This is a genomic window from Kitasatospora sp. NPDC032757 (assembly GCF_055579305.1).
On sequence record NZ_JBVINN010000037.1, the window covers coordinates 1 to 14688 of the forward strand.

Here is a 14688-nt window from a genome sequence, read left to right on the forward strand (position 1 = left end):
ACCCCGGCCGTCACCGACACCGCCACGTTCAGCACGTAGTCGATCACCAGCGACGCCGCCGCGGTCAGCGCCGTCCGCCGCCCCAGATGCGCCTTCGCCACCGCGTACGAGCCGCCGCCGTCCGGGAACGCCGCGATCACCTGCCGGTACGACGCCACCAGCACCGCCAGCAGCACCGCGATCGCCACCGTCACCGGCACCGTGAACCCGAGCCCGTACGCCCCGGCCGCCGCCAGCACCAGCACGATCGACTCCGGCCCGTACGCCACCGACGCCATCGCGTCCAGCGACAACGCCGCGAGCCCGCCCAGCACACTCAGACGGTGACGCTCGTCCGGCCCCGCCCCGGTATCCGGAGGCTCGGGCTCAGCGGTGACGGCCGGGGTAGTGATGTCGGACATCCGTTTCTCCATCGATCGTGAGTGTGACGATCGTGAGGCCGTCCGGAGGTCCGGCTACCGCTTACTGCGCTCCCTTGATGCGGACACCGGCGGTCTTGACGGCACCTTGACGCCTCCGCGCATGCGGCGGCCCCCGGGGCCACCCGTCCGCCACAGTTCGGACAGGGGCCACCGGGGGCCGATCGTTCACCCGGTGCCGGTGGCACGCGGCACCGGGTGGGTCATGGGGTTACCGGCCGGGCTTGCGGCCGTGGTTGGCCTTCTTCTTCAGCCGGGCCTTCTTCTTGCGGGAACGCTTGGACATGTCGTTCTTTCTCTGGTGGGTCGGTGAATCAGGCGGCGTTGCCGACCAGCTGGTCGGCCAGTTTGGCGAGGCGCTTCTGCGAGCGCTCCTCCTGCACGACCGCGGCCGTCGGGGCGAGCTCGCCGCCGTCGTAGTACTCGCCGTTGAGCAGCGACACGTCGGGCAGGCAGAGCCGGACCACGGCGGCCGCGCCCTCGGCCGGCGGCGCGCCCACCCGGCCGTACAGCGGCAGCAGCGCCGTGTCGCACAGGCCCGGGTTGAGGCTGACGGCGGTGATGCCGGAGCCGGCCGGGGCCATGTCGGCGGTGGCCATGGTCAGGGCGAGCTGGGACTGCGCGTACGCCGCGACCCGCGAGTACTTCTTCGTTCGGTGCGGGTCCGTCCAGTTCATCGAGGCGGTGCGGTGCAGGGAAGAGGAGACGTTGACGATCCGCGCGTCACCGGCCGCCGAGAGCGGGGCGCGCAGCAGCCTGGCGAGCAGGTGCGCGGCGAGGAAGTTGACCTGGAGCGAGACCTCGTTGCCGTCGTCGCTGAGGGTGCAGCGCTCGGGGGCCATCACGGCGGCGTTGTTGACCAGCAGGTCGAGCGCCGGGTAGTGCTTCACCACGGTGCCGGCCAGTACGGCGACCTCCGGGAGCCGGGTGAAGTCGGCGGCCAGCTCGACGAGTTGGTCGCGCCGGGCACCGGCGGCGACGAGCCGCTCGACGGCGGACTCGGCCTCGGCGGTGGTGCGGGCGTGCACCAGGACGGTGGCCCCGAGCCCGGCCAGCAGGCGGGCGCTCTCCCAGCCGATGCCGGAGGAGGCGCCGGTGACCAGGGCGGTGCGGGACGACAGTGTGGACAGAACAGCGTCGGACATGACCCATCCAAGGGTGGCGGGCACCGCCGGGGTGCCTGGGGGCGTGACGGTGCACGCCCACCTGGGGCCGGTGGTGCGGAGAAGGGTGGAACGGTGAAGGACGCGTCCGCCTCCCCCGCGCGAAGTGGCGAGGGAGGCGGACGGCACCACGCGGCACGCAGGCCGGCGGCGGAGCGGGGAGGCTCGGACCTACCGGACGGCGGCGGTGACCGCGACAGCGACGACCCGCGGCCGCGTATGCGGCGGGCGGTCGTGGTGGCGTGTCGAGCGGTTCATGTCCCCCATCCAACGCCACCCTGCGGAGCCCGGGCAAGCCTGCTCGCCGTCCATGACGGGCCCCTGACGGCTCCCTGACAGGCCCTTGACGTCCGATCGGCGCGAGCCGTGGGAATCGGGACCGAGTAGCAGCGGTACCTCGCCCACGCCTCCTACTCCGACATGGCGTTCGAGAGTAGTGCGGCCCACTCGGGTTCCCGCCGGCACTGCTGCTGAACCGAGTGCTCGCGGTGCCGACCCACACCCCCACTACTCCCTCTTGCTAAGTACCGGTAGTCAGCGTTACTGTGTAGCAGTAGTCAGTAACACTAGATACCTCAGGAAGGAGGTTTCCCATGTCCAAGCTGGAGACGGAGATGCTCAAGGGCACACTGGAGGGCATCATCATCGCGTCCCTCTCCGGCCGGCCCGCGCACGGCTACGAGATCACTGCAGGGCTTCGGGAGCAGGGTTTCTCCGACATCGCCGAGGGGACCGTCTACGCGCTGCTCGTCAGGATCGAGAAGCGTGGCCTCGTCGACGTGGAGAAGGTCCCCTCCGAGAAGGGGCCGCCACGCAAGGTGTACTCCCTCAACGCTCAGGGACGGGAGTACCTCGAAGAGTTCTGGAGGACGTGGAGCTTCCTCACGGAACGACTGGAACAGCTCCGCGAAGGGGGAGGGTGACCATGTCCGACGTCGAAAAGGGCGGCTTCATCTCGAAGGTGATCGGGCCCAAGAAGCGCTGGAGGGCGTACAAGACCCGCGTCAAGGAGCTTCCCGAGAACTACCGCACGGCGGTCGAAGCGATCGAGCGGTACCTGATGCACTTCGTGCCGACCGACGGCGACAGCAGTGCGTCGATGTTCGAAGACCTCGCCGACCTGTTCGAACAGGCCGCGGCGGACGGAATGCCGATCCGCGAGATCGTCGGGGAGGACCCCCCGGAGTTCGTCGAGGCGTTCGCCCAGAACTACTCGGAGGGGGGCTATGTCCCCACTCGCGCGCGGAAGCGGCTGGCCGACGACCTCGCGCGCGCCGAGGACCAGGCGTCCTGAGAGACTGCACGCACGAACTCCGAACCGTCGATCCGCGTGCACGGCCCTGAGGAGTCCTGCAGACAGAAGAGCAACGAGCTGCGCGGCGTGCCCTTCGCCGCGCAGCCGGGCAGCCGGGCAGCCGGGCAGCCGGGCAGCATCTTTGCCTTGCCTGGTCCGAACAGGGCGGGCAAGGACACGGTCGTGAACATACCTGTCCCCGCTGCTCAAGGCCGATGCGAAGACGGTTACCGTCAACGGCTTCGACGTCGCCACGCAGGATGCGCAGGTGCGTGAGTCCCTCAGCCTCACCGGGCAGGTCTCGGCCGTGGACGAGATCCTCACCGCGCGGGAGAACCTGGTGCTCACAGCCCGGCCGCGACACCTGAAGGGCGCCGGTTGGATCGCGGATGACCTGCCGGCCCGCTCCCGGCCCACCGACGCGACAGGTCAAGCCGGGTCTACGTCCAGGCCACGCCGCGGCTGCTGGACGCCCGACCCCGAAGAACCATCCTCAGCTCGCTCACCCCCAGTCACTTCAGCCTTCGAACGGGAGGGCTCCATGCCTTCATCTGTCATGCCCACATCCAGCAGGAGCAGCGGCCACCCGTCGCCGGCTGCCATCTCCGCCGTCGGTCTGCGCAAGTCGTACGGCGACAAGACCGTCCTCGACGGCCTCGATCTGCACATCCCGGCCGGATCCGTGTTCGCGCTGCTCGGGCCGAACGGCGCCGGCAAGACCACCGCCGTGAAGATCCTCTCCACCCTCATCACCGCCGACGGCGGACAGGCCCAGATCGCGGGCCACAACATCACCGCCGACCCGCAGGCCGTGCGGGCCGCGATCGGCGTCACCGGCCAGTTCTCCGCCGTCGACAGCCTGATCACCGGCGAGGAGAACATGCTCCTCATGGCGGACCTGCACCACCTGTCCAAGCAGAAGGGTCGCCGCACCGCTGCCGAGCTGCTGGAGCGCTTCGACCTCACGGAGGCCGCGAAGAAGCCCGCCTCCACCTACTCCGGCGGCATGAAGCGCCGCCTGGACATCGCCATGACCCTGGTCGGCGACCCGCGGATCCTCTTCCTCGACGAGCCCACCACCGGCCTCGACCCGCGCAGCCGCCACAACATGTGGCAGATCATCCGCGAGCTCGTCTCCGACGGCGTCACCGTCTTCCTCACCACCCAGTACCTGGACGAGGCCGACGAACTCGCCGACCGCATCGCCGTCCTCAACGACGGCAGGATCGCCGCCGAGGGCACCGCCGAGGAACTCAAGCGGCTCATCCCCGGCGGACACGTGCGACTCCGCTTCACCGACCTGGCCGCCTACCAGGGCGCCGCCGTCGCCCTGCGCGAGGCGACCTCGGACGACGAAGCGCTGGCACTACAGATCCCCAGCGACGGCAGCCAGCGCGAGCTGCGCTCCATCCTCGACCGGCTGGACACCGCCGGCATCGAGGCCGACGAACTGACCGTGCACACCCCCGACCTCGACGACGTCTTCTTCGCCCTCACCGGCCCCGCCAACATCCCCAACCAGCCCAAGGAGGCCGTCCGATGAGCTCCCTCTCCCTCGCCGTCCGCGACTCGACCACGATGCTGCGCCGCAACCTCCTGCACGCGCGGCGCTACCCGTCCGGAACCCTGAACCTGCTGCTCGCGCCGATCATGCTGCTGCTGCTCTTCGTCTACATCTTCGGAGACGTGATGAGCGCAGGCATCGGCGGCCACGGCGCCGACCGCTCCGAGTACATCGCCTACATCGTCCCGGGCATCCTGATGATGACCATCGGCAGCACCGTGATCGGGGCCGCGGTGCACATCTCCATGGACATGAGCGAGGGCCTCATCGCCCGCTTCCGCACGATGGCGATCCACCGTGGCTCCGTGATCGTCGGACACGTCGTCGGCAGCGTGCTGCAGTGCGTCGCCAGCGTGGTCCTCGTCGGTGCCGTCGCCGTGGCCATCGGCTTCCGGTCCACGGACGCCACGGCCGTGGAGTGGGTGGCGGCGTTCGGACTGCTCACGCTGTTCGCCCTGGCGTTCACCTGGATCGCGGTCGGCATCGGTATGGCCAGCCCGAACGCCGAGGCGGCCGCCAACAGCGCACAGCCGCTGATCCTCCTCCCGCTCATCTCCAGCGCCTTCATCCCGGCCGACACGATGCCGGGCTGGTTCCAGCCGATCGCCGAGTACCAGCCGTTCACGCCCGCCATCGAGACCCTGCGCGGCCTGCTGCTCGGCACCCACATCGGCAACAACGGGTGGATCGCGATCGCCTGGTGCGTCGGCCTGACCGCGCTCGGCTACCGCTGGTCGACGGCACAGTTCAACCGCGACCCGAAATGAGCGCGCGGGCTGCCTCCCGCAGCCCGTCCCGCTCCAGGGCGGCGTACTCCGACACAGCGTCGTTCGCCCGCGTGACAGCGCAGGTCAGCCGGGCACCAGGGCCGGGTCGCCCGAGGGTGAGATCCGCTCGGGCGAGGCGACCTGAGCCATCCAGGCACCCGGGGCGCCGACAAGGACCACATTCCACCACCCGTCTGCTCAATCAAAGGAGCGCACAACCATGTCCGTCACGCTCACCGGCCAGCGCAGCGGCTTCTCCGAAACAGGGCTGCGCCGAATCCGCGAAGTACTGGCACGGCATGTCGAGTCCGGAAAGATTCCCGGGCTGGTCACTCTGGTCAGCCAGGGCGGTGAGACGCACGTCGAAGCGGTCGGGACGATGCGCCATGACGGCGGCGCGCCGATGCGCCGGGACACGATCTTCCGGATGGCCTCGACGTCCAAGCCGGTCACGATGGCGGCGGCGATGGTCCTGCTGGACGAGTGCCGGCTGCGACTGGACGACCCGGTGGAGCCGTGGCTGCCGGAACTCGCCGACCGGCGGGTGCTGAAGCGGATCGACGGCCCACTGGACGACACCGTGCCGGCGAAGCGACCGATCACCGTACGGGACGTGCTGACCTCCGCCTTCGGGCTCGGCATGGATATGACGGCGCTGGGCACCCCGATCATGAACGCGGTCTTCGAGCAGGGGCTCACACCCAATCTGCCGGAACCGATGCCCGAGCCGGACGAGTGGATGCGCCGCTTGGGCACGCTTCCGCTGATGCGCCAGCCCGGAGAGAGCTGGCAGTACCAAATCGCCAGCGACCTCCTCGGCGTGCTCGTCGCCAGGGTCACCGGCCAGCCCTTCGAGACCTTCCTTCGCGAGCGCGTCTTCGACCCGCTCGGCATGAAGGACACCGGCTTCCACGTGCCCGCCGACAGGATCGCCCGACTTCCCACCCTCTACGCCCCCGATCCGCAGACCGGCGAGTTCCAGGTGTGGGACGAGGCGGCCGGCGGACGGTGGAGCCGGCCTCCGGCGTTCCAGGGCGGCGGTGGCGGACTGGTCTCCACCGTCGACGACTACCACGCCTACTTCCGGATGCTGCTGAACGGCGGGATGCACGGGAGCGAACGGATCCTGTCCCGAGCCGCCGCCCAGCTGATGACCACCAACCGCCTCACCCCCGAGCAGAACGCCGCCCGCACCGCCATGGCCCGCGACAACGTCCACGTGTCCTTCGGCCAAGGGCAGCACGGCGGCTGGGGCTTCGGGATGGCGGTGCGCACGTACCGCGGCGACTACGCACCCATCGGCCAGTTCGGCTGGGACGGCGGAAGCGGCACCTCCACCTACGCCGACCCGGACAACCAGGTCACCGGAATCCTGCTCACCCAGGTCGGGACGTCCGTCCCGAATTCGGTGCAGCTCATGCACGACTTCTGGACCACGGTCTACCAGGCCATCGAGAACTGACACCGACGCGGCGTCCCGGCCGGCCCCGGTCAGCCCGCGACGCCCCGCGGCCGGCCCCTCGGCGACCGAACCGCCGACGGTTCCGCGAGGTCGGCCTCGCCCTGCATGTCGGGGCCGTGGTCGCCCGAGGATGGGAGATCCCCTGGGTGACCACGGCCCCTGATCCCTCGACTGTAGCGTTCACCTCATCCATTGCAATGATCAGAGCGGCTATCGTTGCGTTACTTTCATGACCGTTGCAACATTAATCATGGCTCTGCCTGCATAAATGTCCATTCAACGCAACAGGTAAGTTGCCAGATCACGAAAAGCAACGTAGCGTTTCCAATGCCAGAAACACGAGCACAGGAGAGCACGATGCAGAAGTTCGACACCCCCGCCCCGGTCTCCGTCGTCCTGGACATCCCCGCAGGGCGCGTCCGGTTCATCGCCGCCGACCGGGCCGACACCACCGTCGAGGTCCTGCCCGCCAACCCCTCCAAGAACCGCGACACCAAGACCGCCGAGCAGACCGACGTCGCCTACGCCGACGGCGTCCTGCGGATCACGGCCTCGGCCCCCGACAACCAGCTCCTCGGCCCCGGCTCCCTGGAGGTCACCGTCCAGCTGCCCGCCGGCTCCCACATCGAGGCCAGGACCGCCGCCACCGAGCTCACCGGCGTCGGACGCCTCGGCGACATCGCCTTCGAGGGCGCGTACCGCCAGATCAAGATCGACGAGGCCGCAAGCGTCCGCCTCACCGCGACCGACGGCGACGTCGAGATCGGCCGCCTCGGCGGCCCCGCGGAGATCAGCACCCAGCGGGGCGACATCCGGATCACCGAGGCCGTGCGCGGGACGGTCGTGCTCAGCACCCAGTCCGGCGACATCTCGGTCGGCGCCGCCGCCGGCGTCTCGGCCTCCCTGGACGCAGGCACCAGCTACGGCCGCATCAGCAACGCCCTCAGGAACGACGGCACCGCCGAACTCGACATCCGCGCCACAACCTCGCACGGCGACATCACCGCCCGCAGCCTCTGACTGAAGCAGAACCAGGACCGGCCGGCCGGGCCCACCGCGATGGGGATCCCGGCGGCCGTCGCCGGGGACTCGACCGTCTGCCGGGAGGGGCCTGCGATCCCCGTGCAGGGCCCGGAGATTTCGTACGCGGTGCCGCCTCGGGCGGAGGCGGCACCCAGACACGTATGACGATCAGGCGATCGGCAGCCGGTCGACCCTAACTGCCCGGCGCGGCAGGGCCGCGGGCAGCGCGAGAAGCAGGGCGGCCGCGGTGAACAGCGCGTAGTGGCCGCTCTCCGCGCCGGCGCCGGACCAACCGAGCTCGGCGTGGCTGTGCTCGGCGAAGGCGTTGCAGCACAGCCAGGCGGCCATGCCGATCACCGGTGCCGCCGAGGGCCGGGAGAAGGCTCCGAGCAGCGCGCTCAGCCCGGTGTAGGCCGCGTACGCGAGCCAGCCGGAGTGCAGCTCACCGAGCCGGCCCAGGCAGAGTGCCAGGGCCCCGCCGGCGACCAGCGTCACCGTGCCCGACATCGCGACGGGCAGCCGTTCCAGCACGGGGTGGTAGCGGTGGCCGCCGGGGCGGGCCGAGTACATCCGCACGACGGGCCTATCCCTTCGCGCGGACCAGCTCGGGCGCAGGCCCAACCGGGAGGTGCCACTGGTTGCGCCGGTGCAGCGACTCCAGCTCCTGCTGCAACTCCGGCCGCGGGACGGCGAGCACGGAGCAGCCGGCCTTCCGCATGCAGTAGGCGGTCACGGAGTGCCGCAGTCGGCGGCGCAGCAGGCCGCCGCTCTGCCCCACCACGAGGAGGTCCCCTGGGCGGTCGGCGGTCTGCACCAGCGCGGGGCCGGTCTCGCCACGGACGACCAGCGGATGCATCGGCACACCCGGGCCGGCGCCGGCGAAGGCCGCGTCCAGGGCGTCGCGCAGGCGCTGCTCGGCGGCGTCGCGGACGGCCGCGAGCAGGGGCGGGCACGGGGAGCGGCGGTAGCCGAGCTCGCCGCCCGGCGGTTCCCAGGCCAGGACGGGAACGACCTCGGCCCCCGTGCGGCGGGCCTCGGCGACCGCACGGTGCAGGGCGGCCAGGCTGCCCAGGGAGCCGCTGACGCCGACCACCACGCGGCCCTGTGGCCGCTCGTCGTTCGGGTGGCTGCCGTTCATGTCCTGTCCTCACGCCGCTGCGGTTCACGCGTCTTTCACGCGTCTTGTCCTCGGCTGCTTTCAGCCGCTTCCAGCCAAGCCGCCGGGGACGGCCGATCAGCGCGGCCTTGACGGGATTCTGACGCGCCCGACCATGATCCGAACGCGGTCTTGACGCCGTGTCGCCTGCGGCCGCGTCCCGGATCGCGCCAGGGCTGTGTCAGAGCCCTGCCGATCAGCGCCAGGCTTCCGTCAATGGCCGGCCGATGGGGCCGTCCGGTGCGCGGTACTGGACGGGTGCCCGCTTCCGTGACCGCCCCCGTCGCCGCGTTCCCCTCCACCGAGTGGTTCACCCCGGAGCTCCCTGGGGCCACCACCCTGGCCGCCCACGTCGAGCGGAGCGGCCACGGCAGCTGGTGGGCGGACGATCCTGGTTCCGTCCGTGCGCTGCTGGTGCACTGCGGACCGGAGCGGCTGCTCCGGGGCGACCCGGCCCGGCTCGACCCCGCGCTGCTCGCCGGCCTCGGCCGGGGCCAGTTCCACGCCCCGGACCGCTTCCTCCCCCTGCTGGGCCGCGCCTTCACCCACCTCACCCCGTGGGTGCGCGTGCTGTACGTCCAGCGGGAACGCCCGCGTCCGGTGTCGCCGCACACCGCAGGCTGGGTCCGCCCGCTCGGCCCGGGCGACGAAAGCAGGCTCGACCGCTTCGCGCTGCGCGGCGGTGCCGAACACAGCGGCGAGCCGCACTGGACGGCCGGGACCTGGGGCGGCCACCGCGAACTCGCGGCGAGCGGATTCGCCTGGGGCGCATTCCTCGGCCCGTATCTGGCTTCACTCACCTGCGGGTACCTCGTCGGCCGGGACCATCTGGAGATCGCAGTCGCAACCGATGTTGCTTTCCGCCGCCTCGACCTCGCCCTGGCCTGCGTCCAGGCGGCCACCGACGGCGCCCGCGCGCACGGCCTCACCCCGACGTGGTCCGCTCCGGAGAGCAACCTCGCCAGCCGGACCCTCGCGGAGGCCGCGGGCTTCCGGGCCGTCCGGCGCGAGGTCGTGTACTGGGCGGGCCCGGCCGCGTCCCGGTGACTGCGGTCGGCCGACAGGTCGTCAGGTCGTCGCGTCAGGGTCGCGTCGAGGACGTCCGGTGGAACGGCCTCGGCGGCCTGGTCCTGCCCTTCCTCGGCATCAAGGCCATCGACCTGCTGCTCCAGTCCGTCCCCGGCCTCGGCTGACCCTCCGGCGTGCACCGTCAAGGCCCCGTCAAAAAGCGCGCGACGGCCGTCAGAGCCCCATCAGCGGCCGCTCCCCCACCCCCGCCGCGGGTTTCACTGGGGGCAACGAAACACCGAGAAGGAGTTGAGCGGCCATGACCGCCACCACACGGGTGATCGTCGGACTCAACGGGTCGTTGAGCAGTCTCGCAGCCCTGTACCGCGCCGTCGACGAGGCCACCCGACGCACGGCGGTGCTCGTCCCGCTGACCGCCTGGGAGCCGTCGGACCGCGACGGCCTGCGGCCCCTCTCCGAGCTGGAGCACTCCGCCCGCAAGCGCCTGGACACCACCTTCGAGCAGGCCTACGGCGGCTACCCCGCCGGCCTCGTCCTCCACCCCCTGGTGATCCGCGGCCCGGCCGGCCCGGCCCTGGTCGCAGCCGCCACCGGCCCGGACGACCTGATCGTGGTCGGCTCCGGCGGCCACAGCCGCCTCGACCACCTGCTGCACGGCTCCGTCACCCGCCACTGCCGCACCCACGCGCCCTGCCCCGTGATCGCCGTCTCGCCGTCGGCGCTGCTGGAGAAGCTGGAACTCACCGCCCGCAGCGGCGCCCCCGTCCCGCTCGCCGCAGGACTCCACCGCAGCGCGACCGCCTGACACCGGGCCGCCCAGCTCTAGCGGGTCGCCCGGGTCAGGCCGAAGACGAACGTCGTCCCACCACCCGGAGTGCTCTCGACCGTGAGCTCGCCGCCCATCGCCTCGGTGAACCCCTTCGCCACGGTCAGCCCGAGGCCGACCCCGGCGATCCGGCCGCCGGGGCCGTGCCGGCTGAGGTGGAATGGCTCGAACAGCCGATCCCGATCCTGTTCACGGATCCCCGGCCCCCGGTCGACGACACGGACGTCGACCCGACCCGCCACCGCGCCCGCATCCACCCGGACGGCGGCACCCGGCGGCGACCAGGTCCGGGCGTTGGCCAGCACGTTCGCCAGCGCCCGCTCCAACAGCCCGGCATCGGCCTCCACCTGCGGCAGGTCCTCGGGAAGGTCGAGCAGCACGGGTGTCCCGGCCGGCGGGAGACTGCCGACGGCCGAGACCAGCACATCGGCCAGATCGGTCGGCCACAGTGAGACCGGCACGCGACCCGCCCGCAGGCGGCTCAGGTCGAGCAGGTTGGCAACCATGTGGGTCAGCCGGTCCGCCTCCTCGTCCACGATCTCCGACAGCCTGCGCACGTCCGCGGGCGACCACTTCACCTCCTCGGAGCGAAGGCTGGACGCCGACGCCTTGATCCCCGCCAACGGTTCGCGCAGGTCATGGGCGACCGCTTCCAACAACGTCGTGTGCAGGGCATCGGTGCGGGCAAGCGTCCGTGCCGCCGCCACCTCTCCCAGCAGCCGCTCACGCTCCTGCGCGAGGCGCAGCTGCGTCACGAACGGACCGAGCAGCCGGGCGTTCTCCTCACTCAGCGCGCGGCCCGCCAGCACCAGGACGGCACCCCGGTCCAGCTCGGCCGCGAACGTCGCATCCTGCGGACGGCCTGGCAGCGGCCCGCCGACTGCGACCACCGATCGCCAGTCCGTACCGTCCGGTACCAGGATGCCGACCGCGGACAGCCCGAACGCCAGCCGCAGCCCCTCCAGCAGGTCGGGCAACGCGCGCTCTCCGTCCTGCACCGACTCGCCCGCGATCCTTGCGAGCGCCTGTGCCTCGGCCCGTGCGCGGGCCGCCTGCTGGGACCGGCGGGCGAGTCCGTCGATCAGATGGGCGATGATCCCGGCGACGGCGAGGAAGACGAGCAGCGCCGCCAGATCGGCGCCATGCGTCACAGCAAGGCTCTGCCAGGGCTCGGTGAAGAAGAAGTCCGCGGCCAGTGCCGCCACCGCGGTGGTCCCGGCCGCCGGGAACAACCCGCCCAGCCGGGCCACTCCGGCGACGGCCAGCAGCAGGCAGAGCAGCGCCCCGGACAGGCCCAGCGAGTCGCGCAGCGGCGACAGCCCCCACGCCACCGCGGCCGCACCCGCGGGGCCGAGCAGCCACGCCGCCCGCCGCCGCCGGGCCGGCACGGCCGCCGGCCGACGCCGCCGGGGCCCGGGCGGCACCGTGAGCAGGCCGGGCGCGGGTGGCGGGAGGACGCGCACGTCGATCGGCCCGGCCAGCCGAATCACCCGGTTGATCACGGAGCCGGAGACCAGCTCCCGCAGCCACGAGCGGCTCGTCGGGCCGAGCAGGATCTGGGTCGCGCTCTCCGTCCGGGCGAAGTCCACCAGGGCGCCCGCGATGTCGCTGCCGCTGATCTCCACGAAGCTCCCGTGCAGCTCGCGCAGCAGCCCGCGCTGGGCCGTCAGACCGAGCGGCTCGGCCTGCACCGTGCCGTCGTCCATCCGCACGTGTACACCGATCAGGTCGCCGTGCACCCGGGCCGCTGTCCGGGCACCCCGGCGGATCAGGTGCTCGCCCTGCGGCGCGCCGTTCAGCGCGACCACGATCCGCTCCTTGGTCTCCCAGGGTGCCCGGATGCCATGCCGGGCCCGGTAGTCGGCCAGCTCCTCCTCCACCCGGTCGGCCAGCCAGAGGAGGGCCAGCTCACGCAGAGCGCCGAGGTTCCCGGCCCGGAAATAGTTGTCGAGCGCCACGTCGATCTTGTCGGGCCCGTAGATCTCGCCCTGCGCCATCCGGGTGCGCAGCGCCTGCGGGCTGAGGTCCACCAGCTCGATCCGGTCAGCTGCGCGAACCACCTCGTCCGGGATCTGCTCGTGCTGGGTGATCCCGGTGATCTGCTCGACGACGTCGTTGAGGCTCTCCAGGTGCTGGATGTTGAGCGTCGTGGCCACGTCGATCTCCGCCGCCAGCAGCTCCCCCACGTCCTGCCAGCGCTTGGCGTTACGGCTGCCGGGGACGTTGGTGTGCGCCAGCTCGTCCACCAGGGCGAGCGCGGGGCGGCGGGCGAGCAACGCGTCCACGTCCAGCTCGGTCAGCTCGATCCCCCGGTAGGGCATCGTGCGGCGCGGCAGCACCGGCAGGTCGCCCAGCTGCTCCTCGGTGCCCCGGCGGCCGTACGTCTCGACGAACCCGACCAGCACGTCCAGCCCGCCGGCCCGCAGCCGCCGTCCCTCGGCGAGCATGGCGTACGTCTTCCCGACCCCCGGCGCGGCCCCCAGAAACACCCGCAGCTTCCCCGGCACGGCCCGCTCACCACCTCTGTCACGTCCATGCTGCCCCGGCCCGGGTCCGGTGTCTCGGGGTGGTGGCCCGGGCGAGGCTGACCCGGCCGGCGCTGCCCCGAAGGGCCCGACGTCCTGCCCCTTTGCGCAGGCCGTGCATGGGCGGCGTATGGATCGCAGGCCAAACGATCAAGACAGCGTCGCCCGGTGCCATGGTGATTTCCGGTCATCAACAGTCATCAGGAAACGGAGAATCCGTGCGTTCGAAAAGCAGGCTGTCGGTCCTTTCCGCGGGCCTCAGCGCCGCGGTGGTCCTGGGCCTGGCCGGCCCGGCGGCGGCCGACGGGAGTTTCGACCCGGCCAAGGAGAACTGCAACGCCGCGAACGTGGTGACGCCGGGGTCCACCGCCTTCGTGTGGTGCATCCAGCAGGCCCAGAAGAGCGGCGAGGCCAAGAACAAGGCCCGCGCCGACTTCGTCAAGGGACTGCTCGACATGCTGGTGAATCAAACCGGCGGCAATTACAACATCATGATCTTCGACATCAAGGGCAACAACGCCTTCGGAGATCCGTGGTACGTCCACAACTACGAGGAGAACCTCCAGAACGTCGCCTTCCAGACCGACGTCACCTACCGCGACCAGACCTCGCGCGAGGACCAGACCTACCGGATCTGGATCTTCTACGGCGGCGGCAGCTTCGCCAACGGGTTCGACGGCGGCTGGGGCAACTGGGCCTTCTACGGCCAGTGGAACCGCACCACGCGCGAGCACAACTGGGCCTACCCGCCGGGCACGAGCCGCCCCGGCCAGCGCTACAACCACACCGACGCCGTCGTGAACTTCCAGCCGACCATGGTGAACGGCGCGCCGTCCGGCAGCCCGGCCGACCCCGGGAGGCCTGCATCGCCGACCGTCCCCGCCATGCCCATCGAGGTGCCGGGCGTCATCATCGGCGAGCCGGCCACGCCCGGTGTACCCGCCACACCGGGCGTGCCCGCCAAGCCCGGCACGCCTGCCGTGCCCGCCAAGCCGTCCGGACCCGGCCACCCGCCGACCGGCACCCCGGTCCACCTGAAGACGGTCAACAACCTCGGCGCCGTCGCCACCGGCGACGCCGCCGGCTCGACGGTGATCGCCGGGAAGCCGAGCGGCGCCGGCTCCCAGTGGACCTTCCAGGACGCGGGCGGCGGCCGCTACCGGATCACCAACGCCCTCGGCCCCGACCTCACCGAGAACACGGGCACCTACCTCGCGAACGTCTCTCCCTGGAAGGGGAGTTCGGCGCAGAAGTGGGAGGTCCTCAACATCGCTGGCGACACCTACCAGATCAGGATCAGCGACCAGGACTGCCTGACCTACCACGAGGACAACAAGACGCTCGGGGTGTGGACCTGCGAAGGCTCCAAGGAGCAGCAGTGGACGATCACCGGCTGAGCCGGTTGCCCGTCCGGTAGGACCGGTCCGGTGCCCGATGGCTTCGCAGCCACCGGGCACCGG

General features: G+C 71.4%; 15 protein-coding genes and 1 pseudogene. 10 read left to right on the forward strand and 6 right to left on the reverse strand.

What is annotated here, in order from left to right:
* From ACZ5WK_RS30680 to ACZ5WK_RS30690, 3 genes and pseudogenes are all read right to left on the reverse strand, one after another.
* Nucleotides 1–401, reverse strand: a pseudogene (locus ACZ5WK_RS30680) (amino acid permease); the annotation flags it as partial.
* A 229-nt stretch (nucleotides 402–630) separates the two neighbouring features.
* On the reverse strand, nucleotides 631–705 hold the full coding sequence (locus tag ACZ5WK_RS30685) for a 50S ribosomal protein bL37 (protein ID WP_465552322.1): 75 nt from the start codon (nucleotides 703–705) through the stop codon (nucleotides 631–633).
* A 28-nt stretch (nucleotides 706–733) separates the two neighbouring features.
* Nucleotides 734–1564: an SDR family NAD(P)-dependent oxidoreductase gene (locus tag ACZ5WK_RS30690; RefSeq protein ID WP_465552183.1), complete on the reverse strand. Its 831-nt coding sequence runs from the start codon at nucleotides 1562–1564 to the stop codon at nucleotides 734–736.
* Nucleotides 1565–2175: 611 nt separating this feature from the next.
* Between ACZ5WK_RS30690 and ACZ5WK_RS30695 the strand changes: the two genes are divergently transcribed.
* The 6 genes from ACZ5WK_RS30695 (at nucleotide 2176) to ACZ5WK_RS30720 (ending at nucleotide 7689) form a co-directional block, all read left to right on the forward strand.
* Entirely contained in the window at nucleotides 2176–2505 is a 330-nt protein-coding gene (locus ACZ5WK_RS30695) for a PadR family transcriptional regulator (RefSeq protein WP_465552185.1), read from the forward strand.
* Between the two features lie 2 nt (nucleotides 2506–2507).
* The gene (locus ACZ5WK_RS30700; protein ID WP_465552187.1) at nucleotides 2508–2876 is read left to right on the forward strand and encodes a DUF1048 domain-containing protein; all 369 of its coding nucleotides are present in this window, start codon (nucleotides 2508–2510) and stop codon (nucleotides 2874–2876) included.
* A 556-nt stretch (nucleotides 2877–3432) separates the two neighbouring features.
* Complete coding sequence (locus ACZ5WK_RS30705; protein ID WP_465552189.1) at nucleotides 3433–4419, forward strand: ATP-binding cassette domain-containing protein; 987 nt, start codon at nucleotides 3433–3435, stop codon at nucleotides 4417–4419.
* Nucleotides 4416–5207 carry an ABC transporter permease gene (locus ACZ5WK_RS30710; RefSeq protein WP_465552191.1) on the forward strand — a complete coding sequence of 264 codons (792 nt, stop codon included), beginning with the start codon at nucleotides 4416–4418 and terminating at the stop codon, nucleotides 5205–5207. The genes ACZ5WK_RS30705 and ACZ5WK_RS30710 overlap by 4 nt, the downstream gene beginning before the upstream one ends.
* 220 nt (nucleotides 5208–5427) lie before the next feature.
* Nucleotides 5428–6669, forward strand: a complete 1242-nt coding sequence (locus ACZ5WK_RS30715; RefSeq protein ID WP_465552193.1) for a serine hydrolase domain-containing protein — start codon at nucleotides 5428–5430, stop codon at nucleotides 6667–6669.
* Nucleotides 6670–7026: 357 nt separating this feature from the next.
* Nucleotides 7027–7689: a DUF4097 family beta strand repeat-containing protein gene (locus ACZ5WK_RS30720; RefSeq protein ID WP_465552195.1), complete on the forward strand. Its 663-nt coding sequence runs from the start codon at nucleotides 7027–7029 to the stop codon at nucleotides 7687–7689.
* 171 nt (nucleotides 7690–7860) lie between these two features.
* Here ACZ5WK_RS30720 and ACZ5WK_RS30725 read toward each other — a convergent pair whose 3' ends face one another.
* Together ACZ5WK_RS30725 and ACZ5WK_RS30730 are read right to left on the reverse strand one after the other, a co-directional pair.
* A complete protein-coding gene (locus tag ACZ5WK_RS30725) occupies nucleotides 7861–8268 on the reverse strand; it encodes a hypothetical protein (protein ID WP_465552197.1) in 408 nt (135 codons plus the stop codon).
* A 7-nt stretch (nucleotides 8269–8275) separates the two neighbouring features.
* The gene (locus ACZ5WK_RS30730) at nucleotides 8276–8830 is read right to left on the reverse strand and encodes a universal stress protein (RefSeq protein WP_465552199.1); all 555 of its coding nucleotides are present in this window, start codon (nucleotides 8828–8830) and stop codon (nucleotides 8276–8278) included.
* A gap of 276 nt (nucleotides 8831–9106) precedes the next feature.
* Here ACZ5WK_RS30730 and ACZ5WK_RS30735 point away from each other — a divergent pair, with 276 nt between their 5' ends.
* The 3 genes from ACZ5WK_RS30735 (at nucleotide 9107) to ACZ5WK_RS30745 (ending at nucleotide 10682) form a co-directional block, all read left to right on the forward strand.
* On the forward strand, nucleotides 9107–9895 hold the full coding sequence (locus tag ACZ5WK_RS30735; RefSeq protein WP_465552201.1) for a GNAT family N-acetyltransferase: 789 nt from the start codon (nucleotides 9107–9109) through the stop codon (nucleotides 9893–9895).
* Nucleotides 9892–10041 carry a hypothetical protein gene (locus ACZ5WK_RS30740; RefSeq protein ID WP_465552203.1) on the forward strand — a complete coding sequence of 50 codons (150 nt, stop codon included), beginning with the start codon at nucleotides 9892–9894 and terminating at the stop codon, nucleotides 10039–10041. Before ACZ5WK_RS30735 ends, ACZ5WK_RS30740 begins: the two co-directional genes overlap by 4 nt.
* Nucleotides 10042–10175: 134 nt before the next feature.
* Complete coding sequence (locus ACZ5WK_RS30745; RefSeq protein WP_465552205.1) at nucleotides 10176–10682, forward strand: universal stress protein; 507 nt, start codon at nucleotides 10176–10178, stop codon at nucleotides 10680–10682.
* A 17-nt stretch (nucleotides 10683–10699) separates the two neighbouring features.
* Here ACZ5WK_RS30745 and ACZ5WK_RS30750 read toward each other — a convergent pair whose 3' ends face one another.
* Nucleotides 10700–13210, reverse strand: a complete 2511-nt coding sequence (locus tag ACZ5WK_RS30750) for an ATP-binding protein (protein WP_465552207.1) — start codon at nucleotides 13208–13210, stop codon at nucleotides 10700–10702.
* A gap of 236 nt (nucleotides 13211–13446) precedes the next feature.
* Between ACZ5WK_RS30750 and ACZ5WK_RS30755 the strand changes: the two genes are divergently transcribed.
* Nucleotides 13447–14625, forward strand: a complete 1179-nt coding sequence (locus ACZ5WK_RS30755) for an RICIN domain-containing protein (protein ID WP_465552209.1) — start codon at nucleotides 13447–13449, stop codon at nucleotides 14623–14625.
* Nucleotides 14626–14688: the final 63 nt, after the last annotated feature.